This window comes from Paenibacillus sp. NFR01, from assembly GCF_900111565.1.
In the GTDB taxonomy this organism is placed as follows: domain Bacteria; phylum Bacillota; class Bacilli; order Paenibacillales; family Paenibacillaceae; genus Paenibacillus_AQ.
Map to the genome: position 1 here is coordinate 1,323,966 of NZ_FOIK01000001.1, position 17,018 is coordinate 1,340,983.

Genomic DNA, 17,018 nt, shown 5'->3' on the forward strand with positions numbered 1-17,018 from the left:
TTAGTTTACAATGTCAACTGTTTACAAGGACAACTATATTCGGAGAGGAGATTGCCCTTTTGCATGAACCCGAACACATTATTGAAATCCATAATCACTTTTTCGCCATTGCCCGGCAGCTTAAGCGGCTGGCCCATCAAAGCGCCGGCGCCTTCGGCCTGACCGTTCATCAGATCGGCATCCTGAATTCCGTCGTGAAGCATCCGGGACAAACGCAGAAGGAGATCACGGAACGCCTGGTGTTTGCCAAAAGCCGGGTCAGCCTGCACATCGAAGCACTGGTCGACAAAGGACTGGTCACCCGCTCCGTCTCGGAGGTGGACCGCCGGGAGACGCGGCTGTTCATCACCCCTGCAGGCAAAGCATTAAGCGAGCGGTATAATGAAGAGGCTTTTTCCTACAAAATGCTTGGCTCGGCGCTGGAGCGGTTCAACGACGAAGAAGTCCGCAGTCTGGCCCGATTGAACAAAGAGCTGTTAGCGCATCTGACACAGATGCACACTTCCATGAGCAAAGGCGATGATTCTTTATGTCGAGAGGAGTAGGCGGCTTAGGCCCGGGATTCGGCAAGCTTAAATTCGACGACGGCTCGCTTCATCCGGACTTCTCCAAAGCCATGCTGCTGCGGATTGCGCGATATTTCATTCCTTATTGGCAACGAACGCTGCTGGTTCTCGCCGTGCTGTCCCTCACCTCGGTACTCGGATTGCTCCCGCCGCTGCTGGTGCAGCATATCATCGACCAAGCTTTACCGGACAAAAATATGCGCCTCCTCGCACTTCTGGTCGGGCTCTCACTTGCGACAACGGTGATCTCCGGTCTGCTCGGCGTGCTGCAAAGTTATCTGAATGCCGTCATCTCGCAGAATATCGTCCACGATTTGAAAAACCAGATGTACCGCCATTTGCAGCGCATGCCGCTGCAGTTCTACTCTACCGTAAAGCCCGGCGAAGTCATCACCCGCATGACCAGCGATATTACCGGCATCCAGAGCGTATTCAACAGCACGGTTGTCAGCTTTGCCACCAATATTCTGGTGCTGGTCAGCACCGCGGCGACGCTGATGGTCATGAACTGGAAGCTCGCGCTGCTTAGTCTGCTCGTCATTCCCCTGTTTATAGTACCGACGCGCAAAATGGGCAATGTCCGCTGGAAGCTGGCCAAAGAAACGCAGGAGCAGTTTGCCCGGCAAAACCAGATCATCGAGGAAACGCTCAGCATCAGCGGCTATCTCCTCATGAAGCTGTTCACGAAGGAAAAGGCGGAATATGCCGCTTTCCGGAATACGAATGCCGAGGTCACGCGGCTGCAAATCCGCGAATCGATGGCCGGACGCTGGTTCATGATGACGATGAGCACCTTCACCAGCCTAGGGCCGCTGCTGATTTATTTGTATGGCGGGTATCTGTTTATTCAGGGAGAGCTGACGGTCGGGGCCATTGTCACGTTTGTTGCGCTGCTCGGACGGCTTTATGCGCCGGTGATGCAAATGACGAACCTGTATGTGGACATCAAACGTTCGGTGGCGCTGTTTGAACGGATCTTCGAATATTTCGATATGGAACCGGGGATCGCCGACCTGCCGGATGCGGCACCGCTGGAGGATCGGGATACGGAGGTCCGATTCGAGGACGTGCATTTTGCCTATCAGGAAGATAAACCGGCGCTGCGGGGAATCACGTTTACGGCGCGTGCGGGCACACTAACTGCACTTGTAGGGCCAAGCGGCGCCGGGAAAACGACGATCACGAACCTGCTGCCGCGGCTCTATGACGCCTCCAAAGGCCGCATTACCATCGGGGGCACCGATATCCGAAGCGTAACCCTGGATTCGCTGCGCGCCAAGATCGGCCTGGTTACCCAGGATACGTACCTGTTCAACGGGACAATCCGGGACAATCTGCTGTATGCCAATGCGGAAGCCAGCGAAGCGGAGATCATTGCCGCCTGCCGGGCGGCGAGCATCCATGAGTTCATTGCCGGGTTACCCGAAGGGTATGACACGATCGTCGGCAACCGGGGCATCAAGCTGTCCGGCGGCGAGAAACAACGCTTGTCCATTGCGCGCGTGCTGCTTAAAAACCCGCCCATTATCATCATGGACGAAGCAACCTCGGCGCTGGATACGCTGTCCGAGCATGCCATTCAGCAGGCGATGCAGCTGCTGCTCCGCGACAAAACGAGTCTCGTCATCGCGCACCGCCTGTCGACGATCCGCGCCGCGGACAATATTCTCGTGATCGAAGACGGCGTCATTATCGAGGAAGGCACGCATGTGGAGCTGCTGGAGCATAGCGGCTTATACCGCGAGCTGCATGACAAGCAGTTCGGCGCGAAGCCGCAGGTTGTCCAGGGGTAGAGGTCTAAAGTATGTCGGGATCGCTTGCGGGGAGCACTGCGCCTTTGCTGGACTTACCGGGATAACTGCCACGCCGCTTGTTCTGCTGACCCGCACACAATCAAAAGGTCCCACCGCCGGGATGGCGGTGAGACCTTTTTCTATGTGCAGCGATTTATTTTTTCGGCAAAATATAACCTTCCGCTTTCAGCAGCTCGGCAATCAGCACGCCGCCACCGGCAGCCCCGCGCAGCGTGTTGTGCGACAGGCCGACGAATTTGAAATCGTACAGCGAATCCTCGCGGAGACGTCCTGCCGATACGCCCATGCCTTTCTCGATGTCGCGGTCCAGCCGCGTTTGCGGACGGTTTTCTTCTTCGAAATAGGTAATGAACTGCTTCGGTGCGCTCGGCAGCTCCAGCTCCTGCGGACGGCCCTTGAAATTATGCCAGCGGTCCAGAATGTCTTCCTTGGACGGCTTTTCGTCGAAGGTTACGAATACGGCGGCCATATGGCCGTCCGCTACCGGAACGCGGATACATTGCGTGGTAATCACCGGCTCCTGAGCTTTTACAATCCCTGCTTCGGTAACTTCGCCCCAGATCCGCAGCGGCTCCTGCTCGCTTTTCTCTTCTTCGCCGCCGATGTACGGAATGACGTTGTCCACCATGTCCGGCCAATCCGTAAACGTTTTGCCTGCGCCGGAAATCGCCTGGTAGGTTGTAGCCACGACCTTGGACGGCTTGAATTCCTGCAAGGCATGCAGCATGGGAACATAGCTTTGAATGGAACAATTCGGTTTGACGGCGATAAAGCCGGTCTCCGTGCCCAGACGCTTGCGCTGCTGTTCGATCACTTTCAGATGGTCCGGATTGATTTCGGGAACCACCATCGGGACGTCCGGCGTCATGCGGTGCGCGGAGTTGTTGGAGATGACCGGCGTGCCGGTTTTGGCATACGCTTCCTCCAGCGCTTTGATCTCCTCTTTCTTCATATCTACGGCGCAGAAGATCAGGTCCACGTCAGCGGCGACTTCTTCCACCTTGGAAGCGTCCTGAACCATAATGCGCTTAACGGCTTCCGGCATCGGCGTGTCCAGCTTCCATCTGCCCTTCACCGATTCTTCGTACGTTTTGCCGGCCGAACTCGGACTTGCCGCAATGCTCGTCACTTCAAACCAGGGATGATTCTCCAGGAGTGCAATAAAACGTTGACCCACCATGCCCGTACCGCCAACGATACCCGCTCTCAATTTACTAGACATTCGCAGTTCATTTCCTTTCAGGCCGCTCCTAATGGGATAGGTGCTTTTTTAATAACCGATTATAAAGGATATACCTTGCTTACACAATATGTGATTTAAAAAGTAACGGTTACCTTATGCGGTTCCCAGACGTTTTGCCAGCTCGGCGAGATCCATTCCTTTAAGCGCTCCCTCGACCAGCGCCGGCAGCAACGCAGGCGTACAGGCGAAGCACGGTGTGCCGTCACGGGTAAGCTGGGCCGCCAGCCGCTCGTCATACGAAGGTTTGCCGCTGTCCGATAGCGCCAGCAGCGTCATCGTCCGCACCCCCGCTTCCCGCAGCTCGCGCATCCGCCGCACCAGGCCGGCCTGGTTGCCGTTCTCATAGAGGTCGGACACGATAATGAACAATGTTTTACGCGGCTCTTCAATGAACTGCTCGCAATACTTGACGGATTTGTGAATATCCGTTCCGCCTCCCAGCTGAATGCCGAACAGCATATCCACGGGATCGTCGCCGCACTGCTCGGTCAGATCGACGATTTCCGTATCGAAGGCAACCACACGGGTATTGAGCGCCGGGATACTGGCAAAGATCGAAGCAACGATTGACGCCCAGATAATGGAGTCGGCCATCGAGCCGCTCTGGTCGATATCGACGATAATCGTCCATTCCTTGCTGCGCCGCGATCGGTCGAAGTAATACATCCGCTCGGGGATGACGATCTTCCGTTCACGGTCGTAATTTTTCAGGTTACGGCGGATCGTCGTCTTCCAGTCCAGTCCGCTCAGCGAAGGCAGCGGCGAATGCTGGCGTTTGTTCAGCGCCCCGGTCACGGCTCGCCGAATGTCGGTCTCCAGCAGCTTGACGAGTTCGTCCACCAGCGTTTGAACCAGCCTTCGCGCAGTGTCTTTGGTTTTCTCCGGGATTTTGCCCTTCAGGGAGAGCAGCGTACCGACCATCGCAATATCGGGCTTGACCGAAGCCAGCAATTCCGGCTCTAACAGCAGCTGTTTCCAGCCCTTGCGCTCCATGGCGTCATTCTGGATTACGGATACGACATCTTCGGGGAAAAGATTACGCACATCGCCCAGCCACTTGGCGAGATGCACCGCTCCGCGTCCGCTTCCGGCACCTTTTGCACCGCCCGGTACGCCAGCGGGTTCGGTGGAGTCTCCGCCATAAATGGCTGCGAGGGCGGCATCCATTATGCGCTCTTCCTCCGTAAGCCGGATCGATCCGCCCGGCGCATTAGAGGACAGCGATGTCTCGGCTTCCTGTCCGAGGATCAGCCGCCAACGGGCCGCGGTATGGGACTTTACGTGATCGTTATCCTCCATTACAAATCCTCGAAGTCAAAATCGTTCAGCTCATCCAGCATTTTGGCTTCCTCCTCCTTCAGCTCGCCGGTCAAAAACTCGGCAGCCGCCTCAGCATTGACACCCCAGCATTCACCCAGCAGCTCGGAGACGAGCGTCTTCTCGCGCGCGGTGAACGAACTAAAGGCCCGGCGCAGGAACACCAGCGCCCGCTTGAATTCGTCGTCGTCCAACAGGTTAATGTACTCATTCAGCTGCTCCCACAGGTTGAGCCGCGACAGCAGCGCGTATCGGCCGCGCATCGACAGCCCCTCGAACCAGCCGGCGCCAAGGTCCGCCGGGCTGCCGGGCGACAGCCGCCGTGAGACCTCGGCGGCCAGCCGCTCGCCGTCCATGCTGCCCCGCTCCAGCAGGATGGCGCAGGCCAAACCGGAGAGGCGCGGATTGCGGTCATCCCGCTCCGCCAGTGCCAGCAGCTCGCGCTGCCAGAGCGCTGCGTCGACCGTCTCGCCGAAATCCAGCGAGACGGCGTTCAGCCCGTTCATCGCGGCTACCATCGCGTCGGCCGCTTCATCGTTGCAGCCGGCCGCTTCCTGCAGAAACAGGCAGCCGCGCGTGAACAGCTCGGTCAGCAGCGGCAGCAGGGGCGCGGTGTCGACCTTGCGGATGCCGCCGAAGCCAATGATGGCGGCCAGATCGCGCGCCGCCGCCGCAATGCCGGCGACATCGCGGCTGTCGACCGCCAGCCCCTGAAGCACCCGGACCGATGCTTCCATTTGGGCGGTCATGCCGCAAAGGCAGGCTTCCCGGATCAAGGCCGAGGCGTCGCCAATCGCCCGGCACTGCTGCAGCTTCTCCCGTAGCAGGTAAGCGGCGGCCGTCTCCACGGTCTCGCCCAGGAGCGTCGCTTCCACGACCTGGATCTCCACCTCCGGCGACCATTGCAGCACCCATTCTTCGGCCCAGCTGGCCCCGTCTTGGCGGGCCGGCCGCTGATGGGCATAGGCGATGCCCAGGAATCGGAGCCGGTGCAGCAGCGTAGAGCGCCCCAGGTCGAGATACGCGGATTCCTCACTGGCCGCTCTGCGGTTCTCACGCAGATCCAGAATCAGCTCGGCGGCAACGGTGCTCTTGTATTTCTCCAGCTTGTAGCGCTTCATCAGCCGGCCCAGGTCCTCCTGGATCGGCGTCTGGCTGACGCCTTCGGCCAGGCTGCCGATGGCGGTACCCACATCGACCCGGGCCAGCGCTTCGGACACCGGCGCCAGCTCACCGTGGCCGAGCAGCGTCTGCGCGGCATCCCGCAGATCGCGCAGCGTCGGGGCGCTGCCGCCATGCAGGGCTGCCAGCGATTCCGCCAGCCGCACGGCTTCGATGACCTCCGCCGTGGACCGGTAGGTTCCGCCGCTGCGCACATGTCCGGCTACCGATGATAAATACCGGTGGGGCAGTGCATCCATCCGCCCGCTCTCCATCATCTCCCACATTATCTGGAAGTAATGCGGCGCCGCATTGCCGGCGCCATAACCCGACATCGAAGAGAGTTTATAATAAGAGTACGGCATCAGCGTCAGCTTCGAGCTGCGTGACGGGAGGGCTTTCAGCTCCGCATCGTCGATGCCTTCCGCCTCCATCGACAGCGCAGCGGCATGGTAGGCGCCGCAGACAACGACAATTTTGCTTGGCAGATGTCCGGCAGTGATGGTCTCTCGGATCTTGCGGCGCATGTACGCTTCTCTGAGCGCGTTGTACGCGTAGTCATGCGGACGCTCCAGCTCCTCCCGTCCTTCGGAAAGCTCGCGCATTTGCCCCGAAAATGCGGTAATCGCTTCCCGGTAAGCCCCCGGATTCAGGTTGTGTTCATAGTGGCGTTCCCAATACATCTCGTAGTCGGTTTCGCCCGCCAGAGCGGCGATCCGGCTGTAGAGCGATTCTTCCGCCGGTTCGTCCGGACCGGCCTGCCCGGACGGGTCAGGCTGCGCCTTGGCGCCGGAAGCTTCGCGGCGGTCCAGCACTTCTTGAAACCCCAGCGTTACGGATGACGGAAGATCGATGAACGAAGCCTCCGCCCCGTTCTCCGCCGCCCACTTCATCGCCTGGTATTCCGGCGAATACACGGCAAACGGCCACAAGACGGTTCGCACAGGCATTTCATCTGTAAACGCAAGAATGGCCACCGGCGGTTGGGTCAACGGATGCGTCAGGTGGCGAATTTCGTGATCCGCATCGGAGGGTCCCTCGATCAGCACCGCCGTCGGCCGGATGTCTTTGAGTGCGGCGAGCAAATGGTTGGCCGCGCCTGGCGACAAATGTCTGACCCCGAAGATATTTACGCCCTGGCTAACGACCGTATTCACTCATTCATCTCCTTACAGGCCTGATACAGGCTGCGCCACTCGCTTCCCCGTTTCTTCATCACATTGTCCAGATATTCTTTCCAGACGAGTTTATCTTTGTCGTCGTCCTTGACGATCGCTCCCTGCAGTCCGGCGGCCAGATCGCCGTCGGTCAGCTCGCCGCTGCCGAAGCTGGCGGCCAGCGCCATACTGTTGGTCAGAAGCGAGATGGCTTCAGCGGTGGAGATGACGCCGGCCGGCGATTTGACCTTCTCCTTCTTGTCAAGGGTCATGCCGCTGCGCAGCTCGCGGAAGATCGTTACGACCTTCATCAGCGCTTCGTCCGCCGGAGCTGCAGCCTGCAGCTGATAGGAAGCGGCGATTTCGCCCACCCGCTTTTTCACGATTGCCATTTCCGTCTCCAGATCGGAGGGCGCCGGCAGCACGATAATATTGAAGCGGCGCTTGAGGGCGGCCGACATTTCGTTGACGCCGCGGTCCCGCGTGTTGGCGGTCGCGATAATCGAGAAGCCCTTGCGCGCACTCGTTTCGCTTCCCAGCTCGGGAACGGAAATCGTCTTCTCGGACAGGATTGAGATCAGCGCATCCTGAACTTCCGAAGCGCAGCGGGAGATTTCCTCGAACCGGGCGATGCCGCCGGCTTCCATGGCCCACATAATCGGGCTTTTAACCAAGGCCTCCGGGCTCGGACCGTTTGCCAGCAGCATCGCATAGTTCCAGGAGTAGCGGACATGCTCCTCGCTGGTTCCCGCGGTCCCTTGCACCACCAGTCCGGAATGGCCGTAAATAGCCGCGGCCAGATTCTCCGACAGCCATGATTTAGCCGTACCCGGTTCGCCGATCAGCAGCAGCGCGCGGTCGGTAACAAGCGTCGCAACGGCCATCTCAATCAGCCGCGTATTGCCGATATATTTCGGCGTAATCGGCGTTTTGCCGGCTTTGCCGCCGGCGATGAATGTTAGGACCGAACGCGGCGACATTTGCCAGCCAGCCGGAATGCTGCCTTTGTCTTCCCGGCGCAGCGCCTCCAGCTCCTCCCGGTACAGCACTTCCGCCGGCAGGCGTAAATAATCCTGTTGCTGCTTCTGTTCCGTCGACATCGTCATCTCTCCCTTAGAATTGGTTTCATCCAGCGCATCAGCCTTTGGCTTGAAGCTGCTGCTTCACATATTCAAGCTGCTTCGCCGTTTCATACTGGTAACGCGGCACCAGTGCTTCAATGCGGCCGGCATAGCTTGCCGGAAGCTCCATCAGCATGTTGAACAGATGGGGATCGAAATCATAAGGCCGGTAATATTTTTTCTCTTGCTCCAGCAGCGACACCAGCAGCTCCTGGCGTTCACCCAGCGTCAAGCCGGTCCGCTCCAGGCCCTGAAACAGAATCGGCACCAGCTCGTTTCGGTCCCGCGCTTCCAGGTTATGGAGCTGTTTCAGTAGAAAGTCCTGAGCCTTGGCGTGGCCCGGGCGGGCGAAGGCAGCCGTAAGCTTCACCGAGCCCCGTGCCACAAACCAGTCGAGCCAGCGCGGGTCCCATGTCTCGAGCTCCGTTTGCGTTGGCATTTCATAATTGAGCGAGTTGTAATATCCCGAATAACTCCAGACCCGCTCTACGCCCGACCATTCCCGGTGCAGCACCATCTTCTCGATAATATCCAGCAGCATGCGCTCGCGCTGTTCCCGTTTCTTGGAGCCGATCGTTTTGAGAATGTCCAGCAAGGAACCGGCGAACCGTTGATACAGCTCCTTCGGTTCCAGCAGACGGCGGGCCAGATGAAAATGCTGCGACACGTATACCGGCTGCTGGCGCTCCAGCTCCTGCAGGAGAGCTAAATCGGCTTCTTCCCCGTATCTTTCCATATAATTAGCCGCATACGTGATTAAACTTCCGCCGCCTAATGGCGCATAAACATGGAGATGGCGCAGCACATGCCGATAGGCTTCGCGAAGCTCCGGTGTTTCCGTGCCGCGCAGCGCTACAATGCACGGTTCCAGGCGTTTCCATGCCTTCTCTTTCTCCTTTGCGTCTGTGACCGGTTCCTTGATTTCGAGGAGCTCCGCCTGAAAAAGCGCCGTCAACCGCTCGGCCAGCGTTGGGCGGACGAGGGTGGATATGGCCTCCGCAACCAGCTCCCTGTCTTTCCCGGCAAAGGCTTCAAGAATTCGCGCTTCACCTTCCGTTGTCCCGCCGGATGCGAGTGCCGCAAAAGCGGCTTTGCGGATGGCACTGCGCGATTCACTGGACCACTCCAGCAATGCGGGAAGCGCCTCCGGATCCTCCGCAAGAAATTCAATGGCGGTCGTACGGATGGCTTCTTTGCCCTCTTTAGCCGCAGTAAACAGCAGTTCCCGCCAGGCCGGGCCACCGGCTGTACCGATCACCTTCAGCTTGCGCACTTCGCTTTTGCCGCCCTGCAAGTCGAACTGGCCGGCCAGCACGCCGGCGATCTCCGGCCCGTAGGAAGGCAGAATGGTCGTCATTGCATACTCTGCGAGCTCCGCGTACGGATCGTCCAGCGCCCGGATCGCCAGCGGCAGCAGCCGCAAATCCCGGAAAAAGCCTTCTTTGAACGCCTCTATCACGACTTCATACCGGCCTCCGCCCGTCGTGGTCAGCGCTTCGCGGACCTTTGCCAACCGGCGATACGATAGCGTGGTCTTTACGCCTTGAACCGTCGGCGCCTCAACCGGTCCGGGTTCACCATCCGGGGCCATTGAGCCTTGGGTGTACAGAACCGATTCCAGAAGCAATGCCAGCTCCTGCAGTTTGACCGCCGGCGGTTCGGCGCCGGGCTCCGGCTCCACCAAGGAGGCAATGCCCTCCCCGATCCGTTTGAACACGGGCGACCGCTCTCCAAGCTGGCGGAATTGCGGAAGCAGCCGCTTCAGCCGGAAATCGCCAGCCGCAAGCTCGCTCCCGGCAATATACAGTCTTTTCGCTTCCTGATGAAGCTCCAGCAGCAGTGTTGTACTCACTTCTTCTCCTCCTTTGAATCCTATTCGGGTCATGCGGATTGTCAGTACAACAGCCGGTAGGCTTCATCGCCCTTGAAGACGGTCAACGGCTGCGCGCTGAGCCGGCTCGTATCCGGATTATGGTGGAACATGGCCAGCAGTGTGCAGTCGCTGAGCGCTTCCGCCGGCAAAAACGGCAGCAGGTGCACCGTTCCTTCCGCCAGCGAATAAATATCCTCCAGGACGATGGTTTGCCCCGCTTCATCCGTTGCTGTGAATTGCCCGCCTTCGGTCACGCCGATCCGGGCAGCATGCAGCAGGAGTACAGGCCGCTTATCGCCGAGCGGCGTCTTTAACTGCTGGCGGACCTGTTTCACGGCAACGGCATACGTACGGATCGCTGCCTTGCGAATTTTTTGATAATCTTCAGCCCCGGAAGGCCGGCTGGTCATCTCCTCGTACCGAACACGCGTATTCATGTCTCCCGGATACACGTATAATGCAGGGATTTGCGCGACCTCGAAAAAGCTGTCTTCTTCCCGCATCAGTTTGGCGGCTTTGTATGGACGGTAGCTCACCGTGCGATGGACAACCTCCGAGCCCAAATCAAGCCAATAGCCTTCATCCACAAATTCCTCGCGTGCCAGGTCATTGTAACTATGAAAGGCAAGCTGGATCAGTTCGGCATGATCCTTGATCCGGCCAAAGCTCTTAAGCTCCGACAGCTGCCAGGCGTGGCCCAGCCATTCCTCGATAGTCGATTCCGCATCCAGCGCCAGCTCAGGGTCTTCGAGACGCGCATGCAAACGGGCGCGGCCCTTCCGGATCAGCGCATGAATGACCGTCAGCTGCTCCATCGCATAGGAATAGCCTTCTTCATTCCGCGGCTCTTCGCCCAGCACGATCAGCAGGCGCCGCAGTTCGTTTTGCGCCCCGGGCAAATAATAATTGCCCAGCTCCTTCACGTAGCCTTTCAGCTCTTTGATGCGTCTGGCATCCACGGCCCCCAGCCCGCCGCGGACTACTCCCAGTGCCAGCTTCTCGAGCTGGTCCAGTCCTTCAAGCTGGGCCTGCATTTTTTTGCGCAGCGCCGATTTATTGACCTTTTTCGGCTTGTCTTCCACACGGCTCTCTTCCTGTTTGGCTTTGTTCTCTTCCCGTTTCTCCGCCTTCTCCCGCTTGGCGGCAATCTCCCCGGGAACCTCCTTCATGGCAAAGTCCTTTCCTTCCGCATAGGCGTAGAGCAAGCCCAGCGCATGTTTGCATGGAAATTGCCGGCTGGGGCAGGTACAGCGGAAAACCGGCTTCTCCGGGACCATAAAATCCACGGAGCAGGCATAAGGTAGCTTGCCGCTCCCCGCGCATAATCCGAACAGCAGGTCGCCGGAATCCGTCCGGCTGAGCTCCGTAAAGCTGTTCTTGCGCACCAGGTTCTGGCCGTTTTTGACCGCCGCCGCATTCGGGGCCAGTGAATCCACATAGGTCGATGTAATGTCTGGCAACTTGGTTCCTCCCGACTGGTAAGATGGATATGATAAGAGCACATGTTTGCCTATATCTTAGCAAAAATGACCTGCGCTTCCAATTCTTTTTACCCAAAGAAAGGATTCAGGCATAACAAAAGGACGGCTTCCGCCGCCCTTCCAATTGCGATTATTTAAACCAGCCTTTTTCCTTGAACCTTGTGATTGCTTCAATCCGGTTGCCCACGTCCAGCTTGTCGAGGATAACCGAAATATAATTGCGCACCGTCCCTGTTGTCAGGTAAAGCTGGCTGGCGATTTCCTTCGTATTTTTCCCGTCGGCGATCAGCCCGAGCACTTCTTTCTCCCGCTGCGTCAGCGGATTGGCCTCCTGGCCGTACGCACCGTCCATTAGCTCGGGCGCATAGATCCGTTTGCCGGCCATCACGCTGCGGATCGACGATGCAAGCTCCTCGCTGGGACTGTCCTTGAGCAGGTAGGCATCCACGCCGGCCAGCGAAGCGCGTTCGAAATAGCCGGTCCGGGCAAAGGTGGTCAGAATCATGACCTTGCATGCGGAATCCTGGAGCGCTTCAGCCGCGTCGAGTCCGGTCATCACCGGCATTTCAATGTCCATAATGCAAATATCCGGGGCCAGCTTCCGCACCAGCTTCACGGCTTCCTCGCCGTTTGTCGCCCGGCCGACCACTTTCATGTCTTCTTCCAGATCAAGCAGCGAAGCGAGCGCGCCAAGCAGCATGCGCTGGTCCTCCGCGATAACGATTTTAATCATGGGCTCTCTTTCGCCTCTCTTTCCGGTTGTTTAATCACATTCGGAACCCGGATCACGATTTGCGTTCCCGTTCCTGTTTCCGTTCCGTTCTGGATGTCCATGCTGCCGTTCACGAATTCCAGCCGTTCCCGCATGCCCTGCAGCCCGTGGCCTTTGGCCATCTTTACACCGCTGCCGATACCGCTGCCGTTGTCTTCCACCGCGATCACCAGATCCGACAGTGCCGGTTCAATCCGGATAAGGCATTCCGTCGCCCCGCTGTGCTTGACCACATTGGTGACGGCTTCTTTAAGGCACATGCTCAGCATGTTCTCCGTAAACAAAGAGGTGTTCGCCAGCTGGAGATCTCCTTCGAGCCGGAAATCGATTTCCGCCGCCTGCAGAATTTGCCGGATACGCGGCATTTCATCTTCTAACCGGATGCCGCGCATCTGCGTGACCATCTCCCGCACTTCCTTCAGCGCGCTGCGCGCCGTCAGCCGCACATCCCCGATTTCAATCACGGCCTGCGCCGGATTTTTGGTGATCAGCTTGCCGGCAAGATCGCTTTTCAGCCCGATGAGCGACAGCTTTTGCCCGAGGGTATCATGCAAATCGCGCGCGATCCGCTGGCGTTCTTCCATAATGACCAGCTCGGCGATCCGCTTGTTGGCATCCTCCAGCTGCCCCTGCAGCTTGTCCTGGCTGTTGCGGTTATAGGTCGTAGCCGGGAGCAGCACAACGGCAATGATACTGACGAGGACGAACGGCAGCTGCGAAATAAATACCTGATTTCGGGTAATCAGCTCATAGTTGATGGCGACGATCGTCGTCAGCAAATGAATGGTGTACAGTGTAAAAAAACCGATCCGGTTCCGCATATTCCCGATAAAAAAAGCAAGGAACAGCGCAAAATACATATACCCGAACATCAGCGTCATCGTAATCGACACGACGATCTGTACGCTGGTCCAAATATACATGAGCCAGTTCTTCGATTTGAACGCCAGCACGTAACTGGCGAAAAACACCATGATCATGACGATCCCATACACCCAGCGGTCCATCGGCGACGTACGGAAAATCGAATAAAACGGCAGAATGTAAAAGACCACCCATACATAAGGGCTGAGTCCCGTGCTTTTATGAAAAATATGATGCCACTTCTGCATATCTGCCATCCTTTTGTTCAGCTGTGTTCCTGCTCTTTTATTCTAGCATAAAGTTTTGCCGCGGCGGCAGTGACGACTGTAACCTTATGGCGTTTGCTCGCGTTCGCGTTTATACTGTTGATGTTCATCTTCATTCCGCAAAATGTAAAGGAGAAAAAAGACATGCCGATTAACCGGCCTTTGCTTACCGATGCCGATTTGCAGGAAGCCGCAGACCGGAAGCTTCCCGTACGCGTTTTTGAGAACGACCATTTCGTGCTGAACGGCGGCATCATCGTCCGTTATACCGATTCCGATGTCGTCATCCAGTCCCGGGTCAGCGATTTGACCTACTATTCCCGGTCCTCCTGCCAGTTCTACGAGGTTAGACCCTAGCAGGAGCGGGATTGCCGCATCATTGGTCCTGCCGTGTGAAGAATAATAAAAGCTGCCGGAGCATGGGCTCCGGCAGCTTTTTTCACATCTGTTGATCTTCTATCGTTTCATCGAATTCATTGATTTCAGCTTTTCGTCAAGAATATCCTGGAAGCTCTGCGCTTTATCGTCGTTACGCTGCGGCTTCGGCTGGACCACCGGCTGAGGTCTGAAGTACTGGTGGTTGAATGCCATCAAATTATGTACGGCCATACTCATAGGGTTCCGCCTCCTTGGGATACTTGGCACAGGTTTGCATGAATGTGCATCATTTGTTATCCCTAATTAACCGCAATTTTCCATCGTCAAACGCTTTTTGGTATTTTTTTCGAAAAAAAATGCTCCCGGCGGCGTTAACCGCTGAAAGCATGTTTAATTTCGATAGGGATCATGCAGAAAGATGCAACCTATCCGTCAAATTCAGGTCCGCGGTTTAACCGCCGCCCATGAGGTATCGTTCAGCAGCGCCAGTTCATCCGGCGTCAGCTTAAAGCTCATGGCTCCGACGTTCTCCTCGGCATGCCGCAGCTTGGAAGCCCCCGGAATAGCCACAACCGTCTCGCCATGATAGGTAATCAGCCAATTCAGCGCGACTTGACCCAGGGTAACCCGATACCGCTCCGCAAGCATGCCCAGCGCCTCGATCAGCGGACGGCTTTGGTTCAGGCCCGCCGTGTCCAGTCCGGACTGCATGCGCCGGATACGGGAGAGCTTTCCGATCTGAGCGGGATCCTTATGGAAGCGCCCGGTCAACACGCCCTGCTGCAGCGGCGAATACGCGATGATGGAGATGTCCAGCTCCTTGGCGGTTTCCATCAGCCCGTTTTGTTCGATGCGGCGGTTGAGCAGATTGTATTTCACCTGGTTGGAGATCAGCTTCAGCCCGTATTGTGCAAGCTGCCGATGCGCTTCAGCCATCTGCTTAGCCGAAAAATTGCTGACCCCGATATAACGGATTTTGCCTGCCTTCACCAGTCCGGCCATCGCCTTCATCTCGCTGGCAACCGAAGAGAACGAATACGGCTGATGGATCTGGTATAAATCAATCTGCCGGCCGCCCAGGCAGCGCAGCCGTTCATCGATCGTCGCCGGAATTGATTTGGCCGTGCGCATCATCGGCCACCATTTGGTGGCGACCGCCGGTTCGGCATGCGGGCTGCCTTCCTGGCGCAGCTTGTCGAGCGCGTGGGCTATCGCTTCCTCGGATTTGCCCCCGCCGTAGACCTCCGCCGTATCGACCCAGTTCATTCCCCCGGCAAGGCTCGCCCGGACGATATCCAGAATCGCTCCTTCATCCAGATTGCTCCAATACCGGCCGACGAGACCGCTGCCCCGGCTAAACTGCCAGCAGCCCAGCCCGAGCGGCGACAGCATCAGCTCCGATTGCCCCAACCGCCGAAGTCCCAAACGATTTTGACCGTGTTCCATCGCTCATCCTTCTTTCCGTATAGTAACCATCATTTAGTTGCTATGATTTTTTCCAATATCAGCGCTACGCCGTCGTTGTCGTTCGTTTCCGTAATCTCTGCGGCGATATCCTTGAGAAGCGGCACGGCATTGCCCATGGCGACCGGATACCCACAGGCCTGAAACATACCAAGATCGTTATGATCATCTCCGAAACACATCACCTGTTCCATTTCGATGCCCAGTCCGGCGCAGAGCTGGGCTACGGCCGCTTCCTTGGAGGCGGAAGACGACATGATCTGAATCAGCGAGCCGCCATCCGTAACGATCACATTGCAAACGGAACCGAAGCGGGTGGTAACTTTGTCCGGGAATCCGAAGCCGCTTACCAGGACCTTTGTGCAATCCATCGCCTTCATTTGCAGAAGCGGAATAACCTCGGGATCCGTTTTGAAATGAAGCTTCTCTCCTTCGTCCAGGGGATACCGAGCATACCAACGGTCCATTACTTCGATGCTGACCTTTGCTTCCCCTTCAAGCTCCATGCAGAAATCGATAATTTCCGCCGCCCGCGGTGCCGGGATTGGGTGATGAAAGGTCATGTCCGCTGCAGGACAATGATACAAAGCCCCGTTATAACAGACAACAATGCCAAGGCTTGCAAGATCTGCACCCACGAAATTCACAGCGTCCCGTCGAGATCGGATACGATGGCCTTGATCTGCATTTTCGGCTCCCTTCTTGTAAATATTAGGTTAACTTGTAATATCCGAAACATTTATCGTTATGGTATAATTGCCCTGCGATTTCGCATGGGCTGCATCGGCAATCGGCTACACCATTTCACGGAGGGAAATCATGTTAAAAATTTTCGGGTTCCTGCTGCTTTACCGCCTGCTCGGCAATCCTTTTCTCGCACTGATCGTACTATTGGTGATCCTGTATGTGCTGGACCGGCGATATGTCGGGATTTTCCCCAGCATTGCCAAACCGTTTCGCCGGAGCCGGCAAACCTCCAAGCTGCGGACCGTCATCTCGCTCAATCCGAACGACGTTTCCTCCAAATTCGAACTCGCCCGGCTGTTAAGCGAACGGGGCCGCTTCCAGGAAGCGAAAACGCTGCTGACGCAGATCGAAAGCCGTTATGAAGATTCCGCCGACTACTGGGTGGAGCTGGGCTACGTGAATTTGAAGCTGGGACAGCTGGCCGAAGGCGAAACACAGATGCTGCAGGGCCTGAGCCTCAATGAACGCTCACAGTACGGGCGGCCATACCTGCGGCTGGCCGAAGCGTTCCGCCACAGCGACCACGATAAGGCGCTGCGTTATGTGCACAATTTTCAGGAAATCCAATCTTCTTCCAGCGAAGCTTATTATTTGGCCGGATCGATGTACAAAGCCCTTGGCCGAAATGAAGAAGCAAAGCAAGCCTTTCGCGAATCGATCGCGGTCTACCGCTCGCTACCCAAATACAAGAAACGGCAGGAACGCGGCTGGGCGCTGCGCAGCTATTTTGCCGGCATGAAATAACCGGGACCTGCCGGATGAATAAAGAACCTCTTGCGGATAACATGCTTTAA

The 17,018-nt window shown here is 57.2% G+C and carries 15 protein-coding genes; 4 read left to right on the top strand and 11 right to left on the bottom strand.

Annotated elements, in window-relative coordinates; genetic code table 11:
* The first annotated feature begins 59 nt into the window (after nt 1–59).
* Both BMW84_RS06030 and BMW84_RS06035 read left to right on the top strand, forming a co-directional pair.
* Nucleotides 60–545: a MarR family winged helix-turn-helix transcriptional regulator gene (locus BMW84_RS06030; protein ID WP_175498691.1), complete on the top strand. Its 486-nt coding sequence runs from the start codon at nt 60–62 to the stop codon at nt 543–545.
* Nucleotides 530–2,359 carry an ABC transporter ATP-binding protein gene (locus BMW84_RS06035; protein WP_091065536.1) on the top strand — a complete coding sequence of 610 codons (1,830 nt, stop codon included), beginning with the start codon at nt 530–532 and terminating at the stop codon, nt 2,357–2,359. The genes BMW84_RS06030 and BMW84_RS06035 overlap by 16 nt, the downstream gene beginning before the upstream one ends.
* A 154-nt stretch (nt 2,360–2,513) precedes the next feature.
* Here the strand turns inward: BMW84_RS06035 and asd are convergent, their stop codons facing one another.
* The 8 genes from asd to BMW84_RS06075 form a co-directional block, all read right to left on the bottom strand.
* Nucleotides 2,514–3,602 carry an aspartate-semialdehyde dehydrogenase gene (gene asd, locus BMW84_RS06040; RefSeq protein WP_091065538.1) on the bottom strand — a complete coding sequence of 363 codons (1,089 nt, stop codon included), beginning with the start codon at nt 3,600–3,602 and terminating at the stop codon, nt 2,514–2,516.
* A 114-nt stretch (nt 3,603–3,716) separates the two neighbouring features.
* On the bottom strand, nt 3,717–4,922 hold the full coding sequence (locus BMW84_RS06045) for a VWA domain-containing protein (protein ID WP_091065541.1): 1,206 nt from the start codon (nt 4,920–4,922) through the stop codon (nt 3,717–3,719).
* A complete protein-coding gene (locus tag BMW84_RS06050; RefSeq protein WP_091065544.1) occupies nt 4,922–7,258 on the bottom strand; it encodes a DUF5682 family protein in 2,337 nt (778 codons plus the stop codon). The genes BMW84_RS06045 and BMW84_RS06050 overlap by 1 nt, the downstream gene beginning before the upstream one ends.
* Nucleotides 7,255–8,358: an AAA family ATPase gene (locus BMW84_RS06055; RefSeq protein WP_091065547.1), complete on the bottom strand. Its 1,104-nt coding sequence runs from the start codon at nt 8,356–8,358 to the stop codon at nt 7,255–7,257. The genes BMW84_RS06050 and BMW84_RS06055 overlap by 4 nt, the downstream gene beginning before the upstream one ends.
* Before the next feature lie 37 nt (nt 8,359–8,395).
* Nucleotides 8,396–10,231, bottom strand: coding sequence for a HEAT repeat domain-containing protein (locus BMW84_RS06060; protein WP_091065549.1), 1,836 nt, complete (start codon nt 10,229–10,231; stop codon nt 8,396–8,398).
* A gap of 41 nt (nt 10,232–10,272) precedes the next feature.
* Entirely contained in the window at nt 10,273–11,712 is a 1,440-nt protein-coding gene (locus BMW84_RS06065; RefSeq protein WP_091065552.1) for an SWIM zinc finger family protein, read from the bottom strand.
* A 151-nt stretch (nt 11,713–11,863) separates the two neighbouring features.
* Nucleotides 11,864–12,466, bottom strand: a complete 603-nt coding sequence (locus BMW84_RS06070; protein WP_091065553.1) for a response regulator transcription factor — start codon at nt 12,464–12,466, stop codon at nt 11,864–11,866.
* A complete protein-coding gene (locus tag BMW84_RS06075) occupies nt 12,463–13,617 on the bottom strand; it encodes a sensor histidine kinase (protein ID WP_091065556.1) in 1,155 nt (384 codons plus the stop codon). Before BMW84_RS06075 ends, BMW84_RS06070 begins: the two co-directional genes overlap by 4 nt.
* Nucleotides 13,618–13,779: 162 nt before the next feature.
* Between BMW84_RS06075 and BMW84_RS06080 the strand changes: the two genes are divergently transcribed.
* Entirely contained in the window at nt 13,780–13,992 is a 213-nt protein-coding gene (locus BMW84_RS06080) for a hypothetical protein (RefSeq protein WP_091065559.1), read from the top strand.
* Between the two features lie 99 nt (nt 13,993–14,091).
* On the opposite strand, the gene BMW84_RS24700 is transcribed toward BMW84_RS06080, so the two are convergent.
* The 3 genes from BMW84_RS24700 to BMW84_RS06090 form a co-directional block, all read right to left on the bottom strand.
* Nucleotides 14,092–14,250: a hypothetical protein gene (locus tag BMW84_RS24700; RefSeq protein ID WP_175498692.1), complete on the bottom strand. Its 159-nt coding sequence runs from the start codon at nt 14,248–14,250 to the stop codon at nt 14,092–14,094.
* A gap of 201 nt (nt 14,251–14,451) precedes the next feature.
* A complete protein-coding gene (locus tag BMW84_RS06085; protein WP_091065563.1) occupies nt 14,452–15,459 on the bottom strand; it encodes an aldo/keto reductase in 1,008 nt (335 codons plus the stop codon).
* 29 nt (nt 15,460–15,488) lie between these two features.
* Nucleotides 15,489–16,187: an HAD hydrolase family protein gene (locus BMW84_RS06090; protein ID WP_091065566.1), complete on the bottom strand. Its 699-nt coding sequence runs from the start codon at nt 16,185–16,187 to the stop codon at nt 15,489–15,491.
* Between the two features lie 109 nt (nt 16,188–16,296).
* On the opposite strand from BMW84_RS06090, the gene BMW84_RS06095 reads away from it, so the two are divergent.
* Complete coding sequence (locus tag BMW84_RS06095; protein ID WP_091065568.1) at nt 16,297–16,968, top strand: tetratricopeptide repeat protein; 672 nt, start codon at nt 16,297–16,299, stop codon at nt 16,966–16,968.
* The last annotated feature ends 50 nt before the right edge of the window (nt 16,969–17,018 follow it).

Coding starts and splice junctions, on each gene's coding strand:
- BMW84_RS06035 (WP_091065536.1), top strand. CDS start 530: ATGTCGAGAGGAGTAGGCGGCTTAGGCCCGGGATTCGGCAAGCTTAAA.
- asd (WP_091065538.1), bottom strand. CDS start 3,602: ATGTCTAGTAAATTGAGAGCGGGTATCGTTGGCGGTACGGGCATGGTG.
- BMW84_RS06045 (WP_091065541.1), bottom strand. CDS start 4,922: ATGGAGGATAACGATCACGTAAAGTCCCATACCGCGGCCCGTTGGCGG.
- BMW84_RS06055 (WP_091065547.1), bottom strand. CDS start 8,358: ATGTCGACGGAACAGAAGCAGCAACAGGATTATTTACGCCTGCCGGCG.
- BMW84_RS06070 (WP_091065553.1), bottom strand. CDS start 12,466: ATGATTAAAATCGTTATCGCGGAGGACCAGCGCATGCTGCTTGGCGCG.
- BMW84_RS06075 (WP_091065556.1), bottom strand. CDS start 13,617: ATGCAGAAGTGGCATCATATTTTTCATAAAAGCACGGGACTCAGCCCT.
- BMW84_RS06080 (WP_091065559.1), top strand. CDS start 13,780: ATGCCGATTAACCGGCCTTTGCTTACCGATGCCGATTTGCAGGAAGCC.
- BMW84_RS24700 (WP_175498692.1), bottom strand. CDS start 14,250: ATGAGTATGGCCGTACATAATTTGATGGCATTCAACCACCAGTACTTC.
- BMW84_RS06085 (WP_091065563.1), bottom strand. CDS start 15,459: ATGGAACACGGTCAAAATCGTTTGGGACTTCGGCGGTTGGGGCAATCG.
- BMW84_RS06095 (WP_091065568.1), top strand. CDS start 16,297: ATGTTAAAAATTTTCGGGTTCCTGCTGCTTTACCGCCTGCTCGGCAAT.